The sequence below is a fragment of the Myxococcales bacterium genome, from assembly GCA_016712525.1.
Classification (GTDB): Bacteria; Myxococcota_A; Polyangia; order Polyangiales; family Polyangiaceae; genus JAAFHV01.
Genome location: JADJQX010000008.1, coordinates 42,423 through 59,116, shown reverse-complemented (window position 1 = coordinate 59,116; position 16,694 = coordinate 42,423). Strand labels below are relative to the sequence as shown.

Sequence of the window (16,694 nt, the reverse complement as noted above, 5' to 3'; positions counted from 1 at the left end):
CGCGGAAGCCGACGTCACCTCATGAACCCCCAGAAACGCAACGCCCTCCTCCTCGCCCTCGGCTCGGTGCTCGCGGGCTACTTCTTCTTTCGCGAAGACGCGTTCTGGGCCGTGTTCGGCTCCGGGCTCATCGCCGTATGGGCGCTCTTCATGTTGCTCCCCGTGATGGACGCCGGCTGGCGGTTCAAGGCGGGCTTCATCTTCACGGTCGCCATCGGCGCCGTGATCGTGCTCCTGCCCACGATCGAGACGCTCTCGATCCCGGCGAGCGCCTCGGGCGAGCCCCCCAAGGCCCCGCGCGTGAAGATCCCGGCCTACGTCCGCGACCACATCAAGTTCGGCATCGTGAAGGGGCTCGACCTCCAAGGAGGTATGCGCCTCGTCTATACCGTCGAGGTCGAGGAGGCCATCCGCGACAAACGCGACCGCTTCGCCGACGACATGCGGCAAGACCTCGCGACCGCGTTCGGTTTCCACACCGGCGAGGGGCGCGTCACCCGCGAAGAGGTGGCGAAGCTCGTCGACAAGGTGAAGATCTCGCTCGTCGACACGAACGCCCTCCGTCTCGAGTTCAAGGACGCGGCGGACACGTCGAAGATCGACGAGCGCTTCACGAAGAAGTTCCTCACGGAGCTCTCGATGGCGAAGGACGGCGCGAAGGTAAGCTTCAAGATCCGCCCCGAAGAAGAGTCGCGCATCCGCGACCGCGCGGTCGCCCAAGCCAAAGAGACCGTGAACCGCCGCGTCGACGGCATGGGCCTCCGCGAGGCGAGCGTCACCACGCGTGACGAGGACATCATCATCGAGGTCCCCGGCAGCGACGACGCCTCGTTCGAAGAAATCAAGAAGACCGTGAGCGAGACCGCTCGCCTCGAGTTCAAGCTCCTCGACGACGAGGCCGACTTCTTCGGCCGCATGAAGGACGACGCCCTCCCCGTGGGCGAGAACCTCTCGATCCGCGAAGAGCCGGCCCCCGCGGGCCCCGGCAAGCGTGTCACGAACCGCTTCGCGCTCATGATGAAGCGCGACAGCGAGACCATGAACCAGTGCCTCGAGCGCCTCAAGGCCTGGGTCCGCACGCTCAACGTTCCTGACGACCACACCGTCAGCTACGAGCCCATCACGCGCTACGACCCGGACACCGGCAAGACCGAGGACGAGGGCTGGCGCACGGTGTACCTCCACAACCGCGCCGAGCTCACGGGCGACTACATCACCGACGCCATGGTCGCGCGTGACACCCAGTCGACCTTCGGCGGGTACTACGTCGCCATCACGTTCTCGCCGGCGGGCGCCGATCGCTTCGAAGAGGTGACGGGCGCCAACGTGCAGCGCAGGTTCGCCATCATCCTCGACGACAAGGTCAACTCGACCCCGGTCATCAAGGGCAAGATCGGCGGCGGCCGCGCCAGCATCACGCTCGGCTCGGGCGACCCCGAGCGCCAGCTCGCCGACGCGAAGAAGCTCGAGCTCGTGCTCCGGTCCGGCGCGCTCCCGGCCCCGATCGCCAAGTCGAACGACTCGCGCATCGGCCCGACCCTCGGCGAGGACGCGATCAACAAGGGAGCCACGGGCGCGCTCGTGGGCTCGCTCCTCGTGCTCGTGTTCATGATCGTCTACTACCGCAAGGCCGGCCTCATCGCCGACGCGGCGGTGCTCTTCAACCTCGTGTTGCAGATGGCGATCTTGGCCTCGTTCAGCGGCACCATGTCGCTGCCGGGCATCGCGGGCCTCGCGCTCTCGATCGGTATGGCCGTCGACGCGAACGTGCTCATCAACGAGCGCATCCGCGAGGAGCTCCGCGCCGGGCGCAGCGTGCGCGCGGCGATCGAGGCCGGGTACGACAAGGCCTTCTCGTCGATCGTCGACGGCCACGTGACGGTGTTCATCACGGGCCTCATCCTCGCGCAGTTCGGAACGGGTCCCGTGAAGGGCTTCGCGATCACCCTCATCATCGGCATGATTTGCAGCTTCTTCACCGGCGTCTTCTGCACGCGCGTCGTGTTCGACTGGTGGGCCCGCGGCAAGACCAACAAGATCAGCGTGGGCGCGGAGTTCTAAGATGGAGTTCTTCAAGCCAGGTCGAACGTTCGACTTCATGCGCCTCGCGTGGCGCTTCTGGATCCCCCTCAGCGTCGTGCTGATGGTCGGGTCGATCGTGCTCATGATCTACCCGGGGCCGAACTACGGTACCGACTTCCGCGGCGGCACCGAGATCGAGGTCGCCTTCCTGAAGACGGTCGAGCAGGGCCAGATCCGCGAGGCGGTGACCAAAGGTGGTCAGTTCTCCGACCCGGACGTCGTCAAGGTCGCTTCGGGCAGCGCGCCCGATCGCCACTACCTCATTCGCGTGCAAGAGGTGACCGCCGTCACCGACACCATGAAGGACGAGGTCCGCAAGGCCTTGTGCTTCTCGAACGACGGCAGCGCCCCCGGCGGCGACGAGAAGGCGTGCCCCGTGAACGCTCGCGCCACCGAGGTGAAGTTCAGCCAAGGCGGCGACAAGATCACGCTCCGCTACGACGCCGAGCCCGACATGGCGAAGATCAGCGAGCAGATCGCGAAGGTCCCGTCGGTCGTGCTCCGCAAGGGCGCGGCGCCCCAGGTCATCAGCGCCCGTGATCACCGCGTCGAGCTCCAGCTCCAGTCGCGCGGCGATCAGCTCCTCGACGTCCTCTCGCAGCACCTCGGCAAAGAGGTCGTCCCCGAGAAGGCGCTCCGCGTGGAGTGGGTCGGCCCCAAGGCCGGAAAGCAGCTCCGCGACAGCGCGCGGAACTCGGTGGCCCTCGCGATCCTCGCGATCATGGTCTACCTCGCGTTCCGCTTCGACCTCCGCTTCGCCCCCGGCGTCGTCATCGCGTGCCTCCACGACGCGGTCGTCGTCATCGGCGTGTTCATCCTCTTCAAGAAAGAGGTCACGCTGTCCACGGTCGCGGCGGTGCTCACCATCGTCGGCTATTCGATGAACGACACCGTCGTCGTCTACGACCGTATCCGCGAGAACCTCGGCAAACACCGCGGCAAGACGTTCGCCGAGATCATCAACCTCTCGGCCAGCGAGACGCTCTCCCGCACCCTGCTCACCTCGGGCGCGACGATGCTCTCGGTCCTCGGGTTCTTCATCTGGGGCACGGGCGTCATCAAGGACTTCGCGTTCGCGATGGTCGTCGGCATCGTCGCCGGCACGTACTCGAGCATCTACGTGGCCGCGCCGCTCACCGAGTACATCGACCGCAAGCTGAAGGAGCGCGCGGGGCTCCCCGTGAAGAAGAAGGGCGTGATCCAGAGCGCCCGCGCCGGCGCGTAGCCCTAAGGGGTCCACGCACCGTCTCGTTCGAGGGCCGCTCTCCGCGGCCTTCGTCGTTTCGAAGGGCCGAGGTCGTGTAGCCTCGAGGCGTGCCGCGCATCGATGCCCCCGAGCTCGAAGACTTCGACTGGTTCCCGTCCCGCTTGCGCGATCCGATGACCGGGTTCCTTCGGGTCGCGTCCGAGGTCGTGGGCATGCCGGACGTGGCGGCCCCGATCGTGGCCTCGGCCATGCGCGCGGGGGCTACGTCGAACATCGTCGATCTCTGCGCGGGAGGTGGCGGCCCCGTCCTCGGCCTCGCGCGCCGTCTCGTGCGAGGTGGCCTCGCGCCGCGTGTCACCCTGACCGACCTCTACCCGAACGACGCGGCGTTCTCCCAAGCGGAGGCCGAGGCACCCGGCATCGTTCGCGGGGAACGTGCGCCCGTGTCGGCCACCGAGGTCCCGGAGGCGCTCTCCGGCGTGCGCACGATCTTCAACGCGCTCCATCACCTCCCACCCGCCGTCGCCGAGGCGGTCTTCACCGACGCGGCCGAGAAGCGCCAGCCCCTCTGTGTGTTCGAGCTCGTCGAGCGGAGCCTTCAAGGCGCGGTCATCGCCGCAGGGGTGCCGCTCGCGGTGCTCGGCCTCATGCCGTTCGTGAAGCCGCGCAGGCTCGAGGCCCTCGCGCTCACGTACGCGCTCCCGGTCTTGCCGGCGCTCATCGGCTGGGATGGCTTCGCGTCGTGCCTGCGTTCGTACTCGGTCCAGGAGCTCCGCGAGCTCACCTCGCGAGCGGCGAGGCCGGGCTACACGTTCACGGTGGGGCGAACCCGCGCGCCCTACCGCCCCGCGTGGGTCACGTGGGTCGTGGGTACGCCGGAGTAGCGGGAAAGTGGCCGATCCGTCACGTCGGGCCGAGCTCGGCGATCGCCGCGCGCACGGCCTCGGGGACGCGCACCTTCTCGTGTGTCGTGTGGTCGATCAGCACGGCGACCGAGGAGCCACGGGCGTAGGCCTTGCCGGTCGTGGCACACGTGACGTCGTACGCCATGCCGAGGCTCGTCTCTCCTACCTTCGTGACGCGCGCCGAGACGACGAGCCTTGCCGGGAAGACCACAGGAGCGAGGAAGTCGCACGTGGTGGTCGCCAGGATGGGCCCGACGGTCGAGGGCCCTCGCGTGACGACCCCGACGCGCTCGAAGAGGGCGATGCGGGCCGACTCGAACCAGGCGAAATAGCGTGTATTGTTCACGTGCCCGAGCGCATCCATCTCGCCCCACTGGACGTCCAGCGTGATCGTGACCGCACCGTTCGGTGGACCTTGCGACATGGCGCGAGCGTACCCCGACCGCGCGGCGCTGCCGAGGTCCGAGACGGCCCTGCGTGGGCGCGTACGTCCGTCGTCCGTCAGTAGCGAAACACGAAGCCGCCGGCCGCGCCGCCCGGGGTGGGGGAGGCAAAGACGCGGAGCCCGGCTTGGGAGGTACGAGGCGCGCTCGGCGACGTGAGGAGCACGACGGCGCCGGCCACGAGCGCGGCGGCCGAGACGCCCATGGCGATGCCCCCGATGGTGCGCAGGGTCGTCACGGACGAGAGTTGATCGTCGGTGCAGGTCCGCGAGACGCCGCACGTGTCACGGAGGTCGAACACCTCCCCGTTCGCGGCCAAGAAGAGCGCGATGGACGTGCCCACGCCGATCGCACCCACCGAGACGAGGCCGATGCCGACGCCCCTACGCGTGCCCCCCGAGCTCTCCTGTGTGCCGCTCGGCTTGGGTGGTGCGGGCTTTTCCTCGGGCTTCGTCTCGGGCTTCTCGGCGCCGGGGGCGGGCTTCGGCGCAGGGAAAATCGCCTCGACGATGCGGTCTTTCTCGCCTTGGCGAATGGCGACCCGCACGGTCTTCTTGATGTCGCCGCGGGTGAACACGAAGCTTCGTTCTCCCGGGTCCACCGCGCGCGATTTTCCGTCGGGGTGCTCGGCGAAGGCCTCGCCGTCGACCGAGACGCTCACGTCGAAGAGGTCGTGGCCCGCGTCGTCGCGCGCCGTGACGACCACCGTGGGCAAGCCGGCCGTCACCTCGCCGAGCCACGTGTCGCAGTCTTGACGAACGACGGCCGGGCACTCGTCGCGGCTGCACCGGAGGAACGCGTCGCGCGCGGCTCGAAGCTTTCCGTCGAGCTTCAGCTGCTGCGCCTTCGCCGACGCGTCGAGGCACTCGGCCTTGGTGTCGGCGAGCGACGCTCCGGAGGCCGTGAGCACCACGAGGAGGGCCGCGAGCGAGAGCGGGCGAAGACCCATACTTTCTACGCTATCACGGGCGCGCGCACCGTCGCCGGCCCCGTCCGACCCGCGCTCCCTGCGGACGGAAGAGCTCGGTGCGGGATGACGCGCCGCGTATGTGCGGGAGGGTACGACAATGCGAGCCTCGAGACGCAAATGCGAGGCTCGAGGCGTTGACGAGCCCCTCGTGTACGGAGCACGCTAGAGATCGTGGGAAATCCTCGCCTCCTCGCCGCTCTCGGAGTCGCTGCCCCCGTGGCCGTGCTCGCGTGTGCCTCGCTCGAAGGCCTGCAAGGGGGCACCGAGGTCGTCGACGCAGGGCCCATCGAGCCTCCGATCGACGCCGCGCCGCTCCCGGCGACCGACGCGAACGTCGAGGCCGCCGCCAAGACGTGCCCCTCGGGCGAGAAGCTTTGCCAGAGCGCGTGCATCGCGGAGCTCGATCCGAAGACGGGCTGCCGCAGCGGGTGCGAGCCGTGCGAGGTCCCGGCGAACGCCGCGGGGGCCATCTGCCGCCAAGACGGGACGTGCGGCCTCAAGTGCGCCGGTGCCAGCGCCGACTGTGACCGCGCCCGCGCGAACGGCTGCGAGGTCGATCTGCTCGACCCGAAGAACTGCGGGGCCGACTGCGACACACGCCGCGAGTGCGGCGGCGCATTGCCCCTCTGCGCGGTGGTGCCCGGAGGCGCACCCACGTGCGTCGCCTCGTGCCCTGCCGGCCAGGCCCAATGCGGAGGCTCGTGCGTGACGCTCGCGACGAGCCTCTCGCACTGCGGCGCGTGCAACGCTCCGTGTGTCGGCGCTCCGAACCTCGTCGCCACCTGCTCCGGGGGCACGTGCTCGAAGCGCTGCGCCGAGGGCTACGGCGACTGCGACGGCAACGCCGCGAACGGGTGCGAAGCGCTCGTGCCCACCTGGGTCGACGGCGATGGCGACGGCTTCGGCGGGGCGAAAGACGAGGCCGTGTGCCCCGGGAAAGTGCCGATGGGCCGGGTCACCAAAGGGGGCGACTGCAACGACTCCGACCGCAACGTCCGCCCGGGGCAGACCGAGTTCTTCGCCACGGGCTACACGCGCGTGAACGGCACCATCTCGTACGACTACGACTGCAACGGCGTCGAGGAGATGAACACCTCCCGCGGCGACTACCAGGGCTGCCGGATCGGCTACGCGCCCGAAGGGGATCCCAAGGCCGACAACCGCTACTGCGGCTCGGTCACGTACATCCGCGGGAGCGCGAGCGGCTCGACGACGATCGCGGTACCCATGGCCCCGCAGAACGTGAGCGGCTCGGGCAGCGTCACGGTCAAGAACGGTTGCTACGTCTCGATCGAGCGCGCCGTCCTCTGCCGATGAGCGTCGCCGGCACCGTGGTCCTCGTGCCGGTGGGGCGCGCGATCGAGCCCGAGTGCGAGCGTGGCCTCACCGATCTCGCGCGGAGGGGCTACGCGGTGCGCGCCTTCCCGAGCACCGCCGCCCTCGACGTCGCGCGCTCCACGGCCGCGAGCGTCGCGCTTCGGGACGGGTTCGAAGAGCTCTTCTGGATCGACTCGGACATCGGCTTCGAGGCCGACGACGTCGAGCGGCTCCTCGCGGCCGACACGAGCCTCGTCTGCGGCATCTACGCGAAGCGCGGCGTGCCCGAGCTCGCCTGCCACGTGCACCCGGGCACGAAGGAGCTCGTGTTCGGCGAGGGCGGGGGGCTCGCGCCCATCCTCTACGCGGGAATGGGCTTCTTTCGCACGCGCCGCGACGTCTTCGATGCGGTGCGCCTAGGCTCCACGCTGCCCGAGTGCCGCATGGGCGAGGGCGACCCGTTCCACCCGTACTTCATGCCCATGGTCCGCGACGGCGAGGGCGGTGGCCCCTCGTGGTACCTCGCCGAGGACTACGCGTTCTGCGAGCGCGCCCGTAGCGCCGGTCACGGCCTCTTCGCCGACACCCGCGTGAGGCTCCACCACGTGGGCCGCTACGGGTACACGTGGGAGGACGCGATGGGGCCCCGCACGCGCTACGCGACCGTGCAGATGCGGTTCTCCGAAGGGTAAGGGGACGGCCTCTCCCTCGGCGCTGGCCCTCGCCGTTGCCGGCCGCGGGCGATTTGATTTTCGATCCTTCGACGATTTGTTCATCTCGGGCCCCTCGACGTTCCGCGCCGCCTCGATCGCGAGGAGTGCCTTGTTTTCCCGCGCGAAGGCGACGTTCGAGAGGCGCGCTTTGCGGCGGCCATTTCTCGACTCCAGGCACTGGAGTTGCAACTCCAGGCGCCTGGAGTTGGACCCGTTGGACCCCGTCGGACCCTCACGAAACAAAAGAGAAAGGGCGCACCACCTGCGGCGCGCCCTCGGGCCTCACGTCGGAGCGCGACCTACTGCGCGAACCACGGGCACGTCTTGGCGAGCTCGTCGGTCGTGCCCACGTCGCAGTGGAAGCCCACCAGGATGCCGTCGGTCTTGACCTCTTTGCAGTCGCGGAAACTGTCGTACGAGCGCGAGTCGGTCGGGTCGGGCGTGCGCTCGCAGCCCCCGATGTTCACGACGCGGGCGCTGTAGCGGCCGTTCCGTTTCAGCGCGCGTTTCATGCTGATAGGGACCTCTTCGCCCGGCTTCTTCTCCGAGATGCACTTGGCGAAGGAGCCGCCGCCGCGCAGGATCTTGCGGACGTCGCCCGGGCACGTCGTGTACTGGACCTCGACGTCGCTGACGATCGGGGTCCCGCTCGCGTCGCGGCGGTTCACGTAGGTGCGAATGATCTTCACCTTGCTCTCGAAGGCCTGCTCTTTGCCGCCGCACGACAGCGAAGAGAGCGATGTTGCGGCCACGAGCGATCCGAGGAGGAGCAGCTTGTTCGGCGTCTTCATGGTTCCCTCCTTCAAACGACGATGACGAAGATCATGAGGATGAGGGTCAGAACGGGGACGAGCACCCGCGCTATCTTGAAGACCTTGTCGTGGTTCTCCTCGTCGACCACGAAGAAGAACCACGTCGAGATCATGTTCATGAGCAGCGACAGGTACACCCCGACCATCAGCTTGTCGGCCTTGGTGAGGTAGGCCGTGGCCGGAATCGACTGGATGAGCGAGAAGTGGAAGAGCACCGCGCCCGCGAGCATCGGCGCGCCGCCGTTCGAGCGGACCTCCATCTCGTCCGGGGTGACCCACATGGCGAGCAGGCCGATGACGACGATGACGAGCGCAGGCACGTACACGCTGAAGATGGCGCTCGCGCCGAAGCGCGCGATCCCGATGCGGCAGATGTAGCGGCCGTAGTAGAGGTCGTCGTTCTCGAACCGCGGCGGCATGTCGCGCGAGAGCGAGCGCGCCTCGAGGTACTTGAGGTCCCACCCGGCGATCTCGAAGTTCGCGCCGAACCGGGTGTACTGCTCGTCGGGAACCAGCTTGAGCTGGTCGACGCCCTTCGAGTTCTCCTCGATTTGGATGGTGAGCTCTTGGCTATCGAACGGGTACTTGCGGAGGTCGGGAGGCGAGCGGAACGTCCCGTTGATTCGATAGAGCTTGAAGGTAGGCCTGTCGGCCATCACGTAGACGTTGTCGATCTTCCCGTTCGGATACGCCAGGTTCAGGTGGTCCGGCATCGGCGTCGCGCTGGTGAGCGACAGGTAGAACGTCGCGTCGAAGGTGCCCTCCTTGATGTCGTACGACATGATCTGGGAGATCTGGAGGCCCACCTTGACCTCGGCCGCCTTGCCGAAATCTGGGTTCGCGAACGGGGACTTGAAGGGCCCCTTCGTGTGGACGAGCGACCCGTTGGGTTGCACCGTGGCGCTGTTCAGCGCGTCCTCGGCGGGAAGCTCGTCTTTGTCGTCCTTGCCCTTGTCGGCCTTGGCGGGCTCGGCCTCTTCTTTCTTCGCCGGAGCGGCGGCGCCGGCGTCGGCTCCGTCCGTGGCCTTGGGCGGCGCCGAGGGCAGCGCGGCCGGCAGCGGGGCAGCGAGCGGGGGAGCCTTTCCCTTCGGCTGCGCCTCCAGCCGCTTCGACAGCAGAAACAGCCCGAGCAGCGCCGAGAGCCCGATGCAGATCAACGAGAACGTGGTGAGGCGCTTCTTGCGCGCGGGACGACCCATGCCGGGACCATACAGGCCTACGGCGCGCGAGGACAAGGGTGCCGCGCCGGCACCGGCGTTCCGGTACTGAACCGTCATTCACTCCCCGAGGAAGGCGCGCCGCGGCCGCGGTGGGGCTCGCGGCCTCGATTCGGCGGTGTCTGCCCCTACTTCGCGAGCCAGGGGCACGCCTGGAGCAGCTTCTCCGAGGGTTCGATGTCGCAACGAAAACCTACGGGGATACCGTCGGTCTCGACCTTCTCGCACATGCGCACGGTGTCGTAGGAGCGCGAATCGGTCGGGTCAGGCTCACGCACACACTCTCCGACCTGGACGACCCTGGAGCTCCGCCGCCCGTTGCGCTTCATGGCCGAGACGAGCTTGACGTTCACCTCCGCGCCATGGGCGACCTTGGTGATGCACGGGGCGAACGCTCCGCCGCCCCGAATGAGCTTCTTCACCTCGCCGGGGCAGCCCGGGAAGTCGAGCTCGACGTCGACGACGAGCGGTGCTCCGCTCGCGTCCTTGCGGTTGACGACGTGTCGGACCACCTTCGCCTTCGCCTCGTACGCCTGATCCTTCCCGCTGGTGCACGACGTGCTGCCCGCCAGCGCGAGGATGCCGGCCGCGGCGCCGACCAGGGTGGCCGTTCGGGCGAGGGAAGAACGACCGCGCGGCGCGGACGTGGGGACGACGAGCGAGAAGTCTGGGGCGTTCATGCGGGGAGGGCTTCCGAGGTGTGCGGGTGGGACGGGCCGGCCGCTTCGACCGGGCGGGTGGCGATGCGCAGGAACATCACCGGAACGAGGAAGAGGGACAGCACCGTGCTCGACGTGAGGCCGCCGACGACGGCCAGGGCGAGGGGTTGGTTCGCCTCCGTCCCGGCCTCCAGGCCGAGCGCGGTGGGGACGAGGCCTACGATCGTGGCGAGGCTCGTCATCGCGATGGGGACGAAGCGGGACCTCGCCGCCTCGATGACCGACTCGACCTTGTCCGCGCCGTCGAGGTAGCGCCGGTTCGCGTCATCCACCAAGAGGATGCCGTTCGATACGCTGATGCCGATGACCATGAGCACCCCCATGAGGGCGGCGATCGAGAGGCCTTGGCCCGCCGCGAGCAGCGCGACGACCACTCCGACGAGCGCGACCGGGATGGTGAAGAGCATGATGAGCGGCAGGCGCACGGATTTGAACTGCGAGGCCATGATCGCGAACACGACCATGATGGCGAGCGCGATCGCGACGCCGATGCCGTCGAACGTGGTGCGCATCAGCTGCACCTGCCCCACGAAGTCGGCCTTGATGCCGCGGGTGCGCTCGTTCTCACCGAGCTTCTTCTCGAGCTCGGCGGCCGCCGTGCCGATGTCACGCCCCTCGGTCTGCATGATCACGTGGGCGGCCCGTTGGAGCTGGTTCCGCTCGATGGCGATGGGGCCGAGGGTTCGCCGCACTCCGCCGTACACCCCCAGGGGGACGGCCTTTCCGTCCTCCGTCACGCGGCCCGCGATCTGAGCGAGCGCCGCGGGATCGCCGACCTTCTTCGCGTCGTACTGCGTGACGACGTAGTACGACTGCCCGTTGTTCGGATCGATCCACACCGCCGGCGAGTTGATGTTCCCGAGCGTGGCCTCGAGCGTCGTCTGGGCGGCCGCGCGAGGCGTGAGCCCGACGAGGCTCGCCTGCTCGCGCGTGGTCTCGACGCGCACCTCGGGGAAGTTGTTCTCGAGGGAAACCTTCACGTCGGCGATGCCGGGCACCGTGCGCGCCACCTCGGCGATGGCCTTGGCTTGATCCTCGAGCTCGAGCAGGTTGTCGCCGCGGACCTCGAGGACGAGCGGGCCCGGGTAACCGCCGAGGAAGACCTTGGCCACGAGGCCGCCCGGCGCCTGGAGCGTCTCGATGCCGGGGAACTCCTCCGTGAGGATCTTCCGCGACAGGTCGGCGATTTCACGCTGGGACACCTTCCGGTGCTCGGCGTCGACGAGGGCTATCTGGATGAACCCCGTGTGAGGCCCCACGTTCGGGCTCGAGATGGCCGAGCGCGCGTTGTTCGGCGTGCCAAGGTTCGTGAAGACGAGCTGGACCGAGTCCTTCGGGAGCTTCTGCCTTAGCACCTCGCTCATCGCCGCGAGCTTCGCGCTGCCTTCCTCGATGGGCGTCCCCGGCGACATGCGGACGTAGATGGTCTCGATACCCTCGTCGACCTCGGGGAAGAACGTGGTCGGGAGCCGCATCGCAGCGACGACCGACGTCACGACGAGCACGATCGAGCCCGCGACGATGAATCGCCCACTGGGGAGCGCGACCCGGAGCGCGTTCGCGTAGCTGCTCGCGAGGCCTTGGATCTTGGACTCGAGGAACTTCGCCCACCGCGGAGGCTCGCCGTGCCCCAGAAAGTGCCTGCACGCGACCGGCGTGACGGCCACCGACACGAAGTACGAGGCCGTCATGGCCACGGCCACGGTCAGCGCGAGCGGCGCGAAGAGCTTCTTCGCGAGGCCCGCCAAGAGCAGCACCGGGAGGAGCACCGCCATCGTCGTCAAGGTCGACGCGAGCACCGGCAAGGCCACGGCGTTCGTGCCGTCGAGGGCTGCCTGGAACGGGTCCTTCCCGCGTGTCTGCTCCTTGTGGATCGACTCGAGCACGACGACCGCGTCGTCGATGAGGCGCCCCATGGCGAGCGTGAGCCCGCCGAGCGTGAAGGCGTTCAGCGTCTGCCCCGTGGCGTAGAGCACGAGGAGCGTGATCGCGAACGAGAGTGGGATCGCGACGCTCACGATGAGCGTGCCGCGGACGCTCTGGAGGAAGATCAAGATGACGATGGCGATGAGGACGAGGGCGCGAAGGATCTCCGTCTTGAGCCCCTCGTAGCTCGTACGCACGAAGGTCGATTGGTCGAAGCAGGTGGTCACCTCGATCCCCGGGGGCAGGTCCTTCTTGAGCTTCTCGACCTGCTTGTGCACGGCCTCCACGATCTCGAGCGTGTTCCCGCCCGGGACGCGCATGACGCTGATGCGCACGGCGGGGCTCGAGTTCATCGTGACGGCCTGGGCCTCGGGGCTCGCGCCGTCCTCCACGCGGGCCACGTCACGGATGTACACAGGGTGCCCGTTCTTCATCTTGACCGTCGCGTCGCCGATCGTCTTCACCCGCTCGGGGACCGCGTTCGTGTACACGTTCGCGTTGAAGCGTGGAGTGAGGAAGGCCCCTGACGGGAGGAGCGCGTTCGACTGTGCGACCGCGGCGGAGATCTCGGTGGCCGTCACACCGCGGGCTTGCGCGGCGACCGGGTCGACGACCACGTTGATCTGGCGCTGCCGGCCACCGCCCGGGGCCGCGCTCGCCACGCCGGGGATGCCCTCGAGCAGCGGCTGGATGTTGTTGAACGCGTAGTCGTAGAGCTGCGCGCCCGAGAGACCACCGCCCGTCACGACCACCTGCACGACCGGAGCGTTCGAGGGGTCGTACTGGAGCACGAAGGGTGGCACCACGCCGAGCGTCTTCGGCACCGCGGCCATCGCGAAGGTGACCTGCTGCTGCACGAGCGTCTGCGCGGCGTTGAGGTCGGTGCCCCACTTCAGCCACACGTACACGATGCTCATGTTGTTCTTCGAGATGGACTCGACGTGATCGACGCCCGGCGTCGCCCCGACGTACTTCTCGATGCGCCACGTGAGGGTCTTCTCGACGTCCTTCGGGCCGAGCCCGGGCGCCAGCGTGCCGATGACGAGCGACGGGGGCGTCAGCTCTGGGAACGTGTCGACCGACATGCGCGGCGTCACCACCGCCGAGAAGACCAGCATCGCGAGGCTGATCATCAGGATGGCAATGGGGTTCTTGAGGGCGAGCCTGGTCATGGCGTGTGCCCCGTCGTGCTGGCCGAAGGGGAGGGCGACGGGGGCGGCTTCGCGCCCGACTCGCCCGTGGGCACGTAGGGCTGGACGAGCTTGGCGGTGACCTTGTCTCCGTCGTTCAAGAGCGCGCGGCCCTCGGTCACCACCCGGCTCCCGGGCTTGAGATCTTGGGCGAGGTAGAGCTTCCCGGCGCCCTCCCCTTTGATCGGGATGCTCATGAGCTTCGCCACGTCGCCCTCGAGCACGAACACGGCGGCCTTCGTTCCCTTGATGCTCGCCGCCGTGCTCGGGATCTCGGTCACGCTCATGGGCTCTCCCACGTCGATCGTGAGCTCCGCGGTCGTCCCCACCGGCATCGACTTCTGCGGGTCGGGCACGTCGAGCTCGAAGCGGATGGTGCGCGTCCCCGGATCGGCGAACGGAGAGCGCCGCGAGATGACCGCCTCGAGCGTCGCCTTGGTCGACAAGAGCGACACGAGGACCTTGGTCTTCGGCTCGACCACCCCGAAGTCGACCTCGGGCGCATCGGCGACGATACGCACGGTCGATCTGTCGACGACCGAGACGATGGGGTTCCCGGGCTTCACGAAGGCGCCCGGATCGACGTACCGCGTGGCGACCTCTCCCTCGAAGGGCGCGCGTAGGACGCAGTCGTTCACCTCGAGGGACGTGCCGAGCATCTTCGCCTTGGCCGCGAGGAGCTGGGACTCTTCGGCGGCGCTCTGGGCGGCCTTCTGGGCGGCCTCGTTCTCGGCGATGAAGCCCTTGCCCACGAGCCCTTGCATGCGCGCCGCCTCGTCGGCGAGGGCCTTTTGGCGGGTGTCGAGCGCTCGGGCCTGCATCGCCACGGTCTGGGCTTGGGCGCTCGCGCTCTTGCAGTCGAGCGTGGCCAAGACCTCGCCCTTCTTCACGACCGTGCCCGGCCGCACGAGCACCGTGTCGACGTACGCCGAGACGAGCTGCGGGCCGAGCTTGGCCTCGACCCACGGCTCGACCGTCGCCACGTAGCTCCGCTTGGTGCGGTACTTGGCGGCGACCGCCTCGATCGCGCTCACGGGCTTCGCGCTCTGCGCGAGCGTGGTCTTGTTGGCCGAGCGCTCCGCGCGGTAGACGAAGCCAGCGACGAGCGCGACGGCCCCGAGCGTGGCGGCGACGATGATCCCGCTCGCGGAGCGCTTCGACGGGGAAGGGAGAGGGGGCGAAGGAGAGGTCGTGTCGGTCATCGGGAGTCCTCGGCGAGAAGGCGCCCGAGCTGGGCGCGAGCTCGGGCAAGCTGGAAGGTGGCGACGGCGAGGCCGGACTCGGCGTCCACCACGAGGAGGGAGGCTTGCGCCACGTCGACGGCGTTTCCGAGCCCCGACGCGAACTGCGCCGCGGCTTGATCGTAGTTCGCGCGCGCCGCGGTCACGGCCCGCTCGAGCGATCCGAGCTGCGCCCGCGTGGTGTCGAGCTCGACGTACGCGCGCCGGATGTCGGCTGCGTTGGCGTACTCGGTGGCGCGGAGCTCCTCGCGCTTCTGCTCCTCGCGGGCGCGCTGCGCGTCCTCGCGGCCGCTCACCGTGCCGTCGAAGATGGGCCACGCGAGCACGAGGCCCACGTCCCAGTTCGGCACGTACGGGAGGAAGCCCTTGCCCTCGAGCTCGGTGTTCTGGTTCGACATCTGCCCGCCCGCGCGCAGCGACGCGCTCGCCGTGGCGTACACCGTGGGCCGCACCTCGGCGCCGATGGCCTTCGTGCGCTTCTCCTCGGCCGAGAGCTCGGCGAGCACGCGCAGGATGCGTGGGGAGCGGGTCTTGGCGCGCGCGATGGCCTCGGTGAGGCTCGGCATCTCGGCGTCGGTCCGGGGCGCGTCCTTGGCCGAGACGAACGGCTTGTCGTGCCCCATGGTGGCCGCGAGCACTCCCTCGGCGACGCGCACGTTGCCCACGGCGCGCGCGCGCTGCGCGTCGATCCTCGCGAGGTCGGCCTCGGCGCGGGCGAGGTTGCCTTGCGCGCGGAGCCCGGCCTTCACCTGCGCCTCGGCCTGGTCACGGATCGCCTTCGCGCGGGTGTGGGCCTCCTCGGCCGAGCGCACGATCACCTTCGACACGAGCACCGCCCAGTACGCCTCCTCGACCGCGAACGCCGAGGTGAGGGCGTCTTGGCGGAGGCGCTCGCGCTCGGCGCGGACCTGCGCGTCCTGCGCGGCCCGCTGGGCGGCGATGCGGCCGAACTCGAACACCGTCTGGTTTACGCCCGCGGCCACCATGGTCGACGCGTAGGGCGTCATGTCGGTGCCGTTCGCCCGGGTGCCGCCCACGCGGGGCAAGTCGAAGCTGCGCGTGCCCACGTACGAGCCCGTGGTGTTGTTCGCCGTGGCGCCGAAGAGCTGCGCCGTGACGCCCACCGTCGGGTACCAGGCGGAGCCCGTGCTCTCGGCCTGCGCGGTCTGCGCGCGCAGCCTCGCTTCGGCCAGGCGCACCTCGGGGGCGTGAGCTTTGGCGTACGCGAGGCACTCGGCGAGCGTCATGGTGGGCACGGAGGCGCTCGCTTCCGCGACCTCCGGGGCCTTTTGCGGCTCCGGGCGCGGCGAGGCCTCGTCCGCCCGAGCGGAGAGCGCGCCCGCGCACAGGGCGGGCACGACGAGGAAGAGGGACCGAGCCTTCATGCGGTGGCACCCTACCGTCCGGGAAACGCCCTTGGAAAATCGGTCAACACGATGATTGGCCCGTGCGCGCCTCGCCCGTGTTGGCTCAGCTCGCGGATCCGAGCGCTCACGCCGCGCGCCCGTCCGCTCGCGGGGGCTCGCCCGCCCGGTAGGGGGCATGCCGCCCTCCGCCAGCCCTTCCGGCACGTCCGGTCACGCGGATGCCGGCTTCGGTCATGACCGGACAAGAAATGAGTGACCGGACTCGAGGAAACGTGGACCGAACGGATCCCCGGCGCGACCGGACTCGGCGTCGCCGTGAGCGTGAACGGGCCCGACGCGACCGGGCCGATCGTAGGCCTCTTCGGACGGGGAATCGGGCGGCCCGGACGGATCCGGGGCGCGACCGAACGCGGGGCACCCCGGCCCGGACGCGCCGCTCCCATGGATATGCCTCGGGACGGGGTCGCGCGAACGCGCGTTCGGGTGGCAATGGCCGCGCCGCCTCGCTTCGGGGGCGCACGCTGGCCCGGACCGGGCGCGCCCCGGTCCGCCGAGGTCGTGGGGTGACGCTTCGCCGAGGTCGAT

General features: G+C 69.1%; 13 protein-coding genes. 5 read left to right on the top strand and 8 right to left on the bottom strand.

Annotated elements, in window-relative coordinates; all coding sequences use genetic code 11:
* Positions 1–21 precede the first annotated feature (21 nt).
* The 3 genes from secD (at position 22) to IPK71_29750 (ending at position 4,173) form a co-directional block, all read left to right on the top strand.
* Entirely contained in the window at positions 22–2,061 is a 2,040-nt protein-coding gene (gene secD, locus IPK71_29760) for a protein translocase subunit SecD (GenBank protein MBK8217933.1), read from the top strand.
* 1 nt (position 2,062) lies between these two features.
* The gene (gene secF / locus IPK71_29755; GenBank protein ID MBK8217932.1) at positions 2,063–3,307 is read left to right on the top strand and encodes a protein translocase subunit SecF; all 1,245 of its coding nucleotides are present in this window, start codon (positions 2,063–2,065) and stop codon (positions 3,305–3,307) included.
* Positions 3,308–3,396: 89 nt separating this feature from the next.
* Positions 3,397–4,173, top strand: a complete 777-nt coding sequence (locus tag IPK71_29750) for a hypothetical protein (protein MBK8217931.1) — start codon at positions 3,397–3,399, stop codon at positions 4,171–4,173.
* A gap of 19 nt (positions 4,174–4,192) precedes the next feature.
* Here the strand turns inward: IPK71_29750 and IPK71_29745 are convergent, their stop codons facing one another.
* Positions 4,193–4,618, bottom strand: coding sequence for an acyl-CoA thioesterase (locus IPK71_29745; protein ID MBK8217930.1), 426 nt, complete (start codon positions 4,616–4,618; stop codon positions 4,193–4,195).
* 77 nt (positions 4,619–4,695) lie between these two features.
* The gene (locus IPK71_29740; GenBank protein MBK8217929.1) at positions 4,696–5,586 is read right to left on the bottom strand and encodes a hypothetical protein; all 891 of its coding nucleotides are present in this window, start codon (positions 5,584–5,586) and stop codon (positions 4,696–4,698) included.
* A 192-nt stretch (positions 5,587–5,778) separates the two neighbouring features.
* Between IPK71_29740 and IPK71_29735 the strand changes: the two genes are divergently transcribed.
* Both IPK71_29735 and IPK71_29730 read left to right on the top strand, forming a co-directional pair.
* Positions 5,779–6,924 carry a hypothetical protein gene (locus tag IPK71_29735; GenBank protein MBK8217928.1) on the top strand — a complete coding sequence of 382 codons (1,146 nt, stop codon included), beginning with the start codon at positions 5,779–5,781 and terminating at the stop codon, positions 6,922–6,924.
* Positions 6,921–7,616 (top strand): hypothetical protein, encoded by a 696-nt coding sequence (locus tag IPK71_29730; GenBank protein MBK8217927.1) that lies wholly within the window; start codon positions 6,921–6,923, stop codon positions 7,614–7,616. The genes IPK71_29735 and IPK71_29730 overlap by 4 nt, the downstream gene beginning before the upstream one ends.
* A gap of 320 nt (positions 7,617–7,936) precedes the next feature.
* Here IPK71_29730 and IPK71_29725 read toward each other — a convergent pair whose 3' ends face one another.
* The 6 genes from IPK71_29725 to IPK71_29700 form a co-directional block, all read right to left on the bottom strand.
* Positions 7,937–8,428 (bottom strand): hypothetical protein, encoded by a 492-nt coding sequence (locus tag IPK71_29725; GenBank protein MBK8217926.1) that lies wholly within the window; start codon positions 8,426–8,428, stop codon positions 7,937–7,939.
* Between the two features lie 11 nt (positions 8,429–8,439).
* Positions 8,440–9,648, bottom strand: coding sequence for a hypothetical protein (locus IPK71_29720; GenBank protein ID MBK8217925.1), 1,209 nt, complete (start codon positions 9,646–9,648; stop codon positions 8,440–8,442).
* A gap of 146 nt (positions 9,649–9,794) precedes the next feature.
* The gene (locus IPK71_29715) at positions 9,795–10,346 is read right to left on the bottom strand and encodes a hypothetical protein (protein ID MBK8217924.1); all 552 of its coding nucleotides are present in this window, start codon (positions 10,344–10,346) and stop codon (positions 9,795–9,797) included.
* Complete coding sequence (locus IPK71_29710) at positions 10,343–13,483, bottom strand: efflux RND transporter permease subunit (protein MBK8217923.1); 3,141 nt, start codon at positions 13,481–13,483, stop codon at positions 10,343–10,345. The genes IPK71_29715 and IPK71_29710 overlap by 4 nt, the downstream gene beginning before the upstream one ends.
* The gene (locus tag IPK71_29705; protein MBK8217922.1) at positions 13,480–14,703 is read right to left on the bottom strand and encodes an efflux RND transporter periplasmic adaptor subunit; all 1,224 of its coding nucleotides are present in this window, start codon (positions 14,701–14,703) and stop codon (positions 13,480–13,482) included. The genes IPK71_29710 and IPK71_29705 overlap by 4 nt, the downstream gene beginning before the upstream one ends.
* Entirely contained in the window at positions 14,700–16,127 is a 1,428-nt protein-coding gene (locus tag IPK71_29700) for a TolC family protein (GenBank protein MBK8217921.1), read from the bottom strand. The genes IPK71_29705 and IPK71_29700 overlap by 4 nt, the downstream gene beginning before the upstream one ends.
* Positions 16,128–16,694 lie beyond the last annotated feature (567 nt).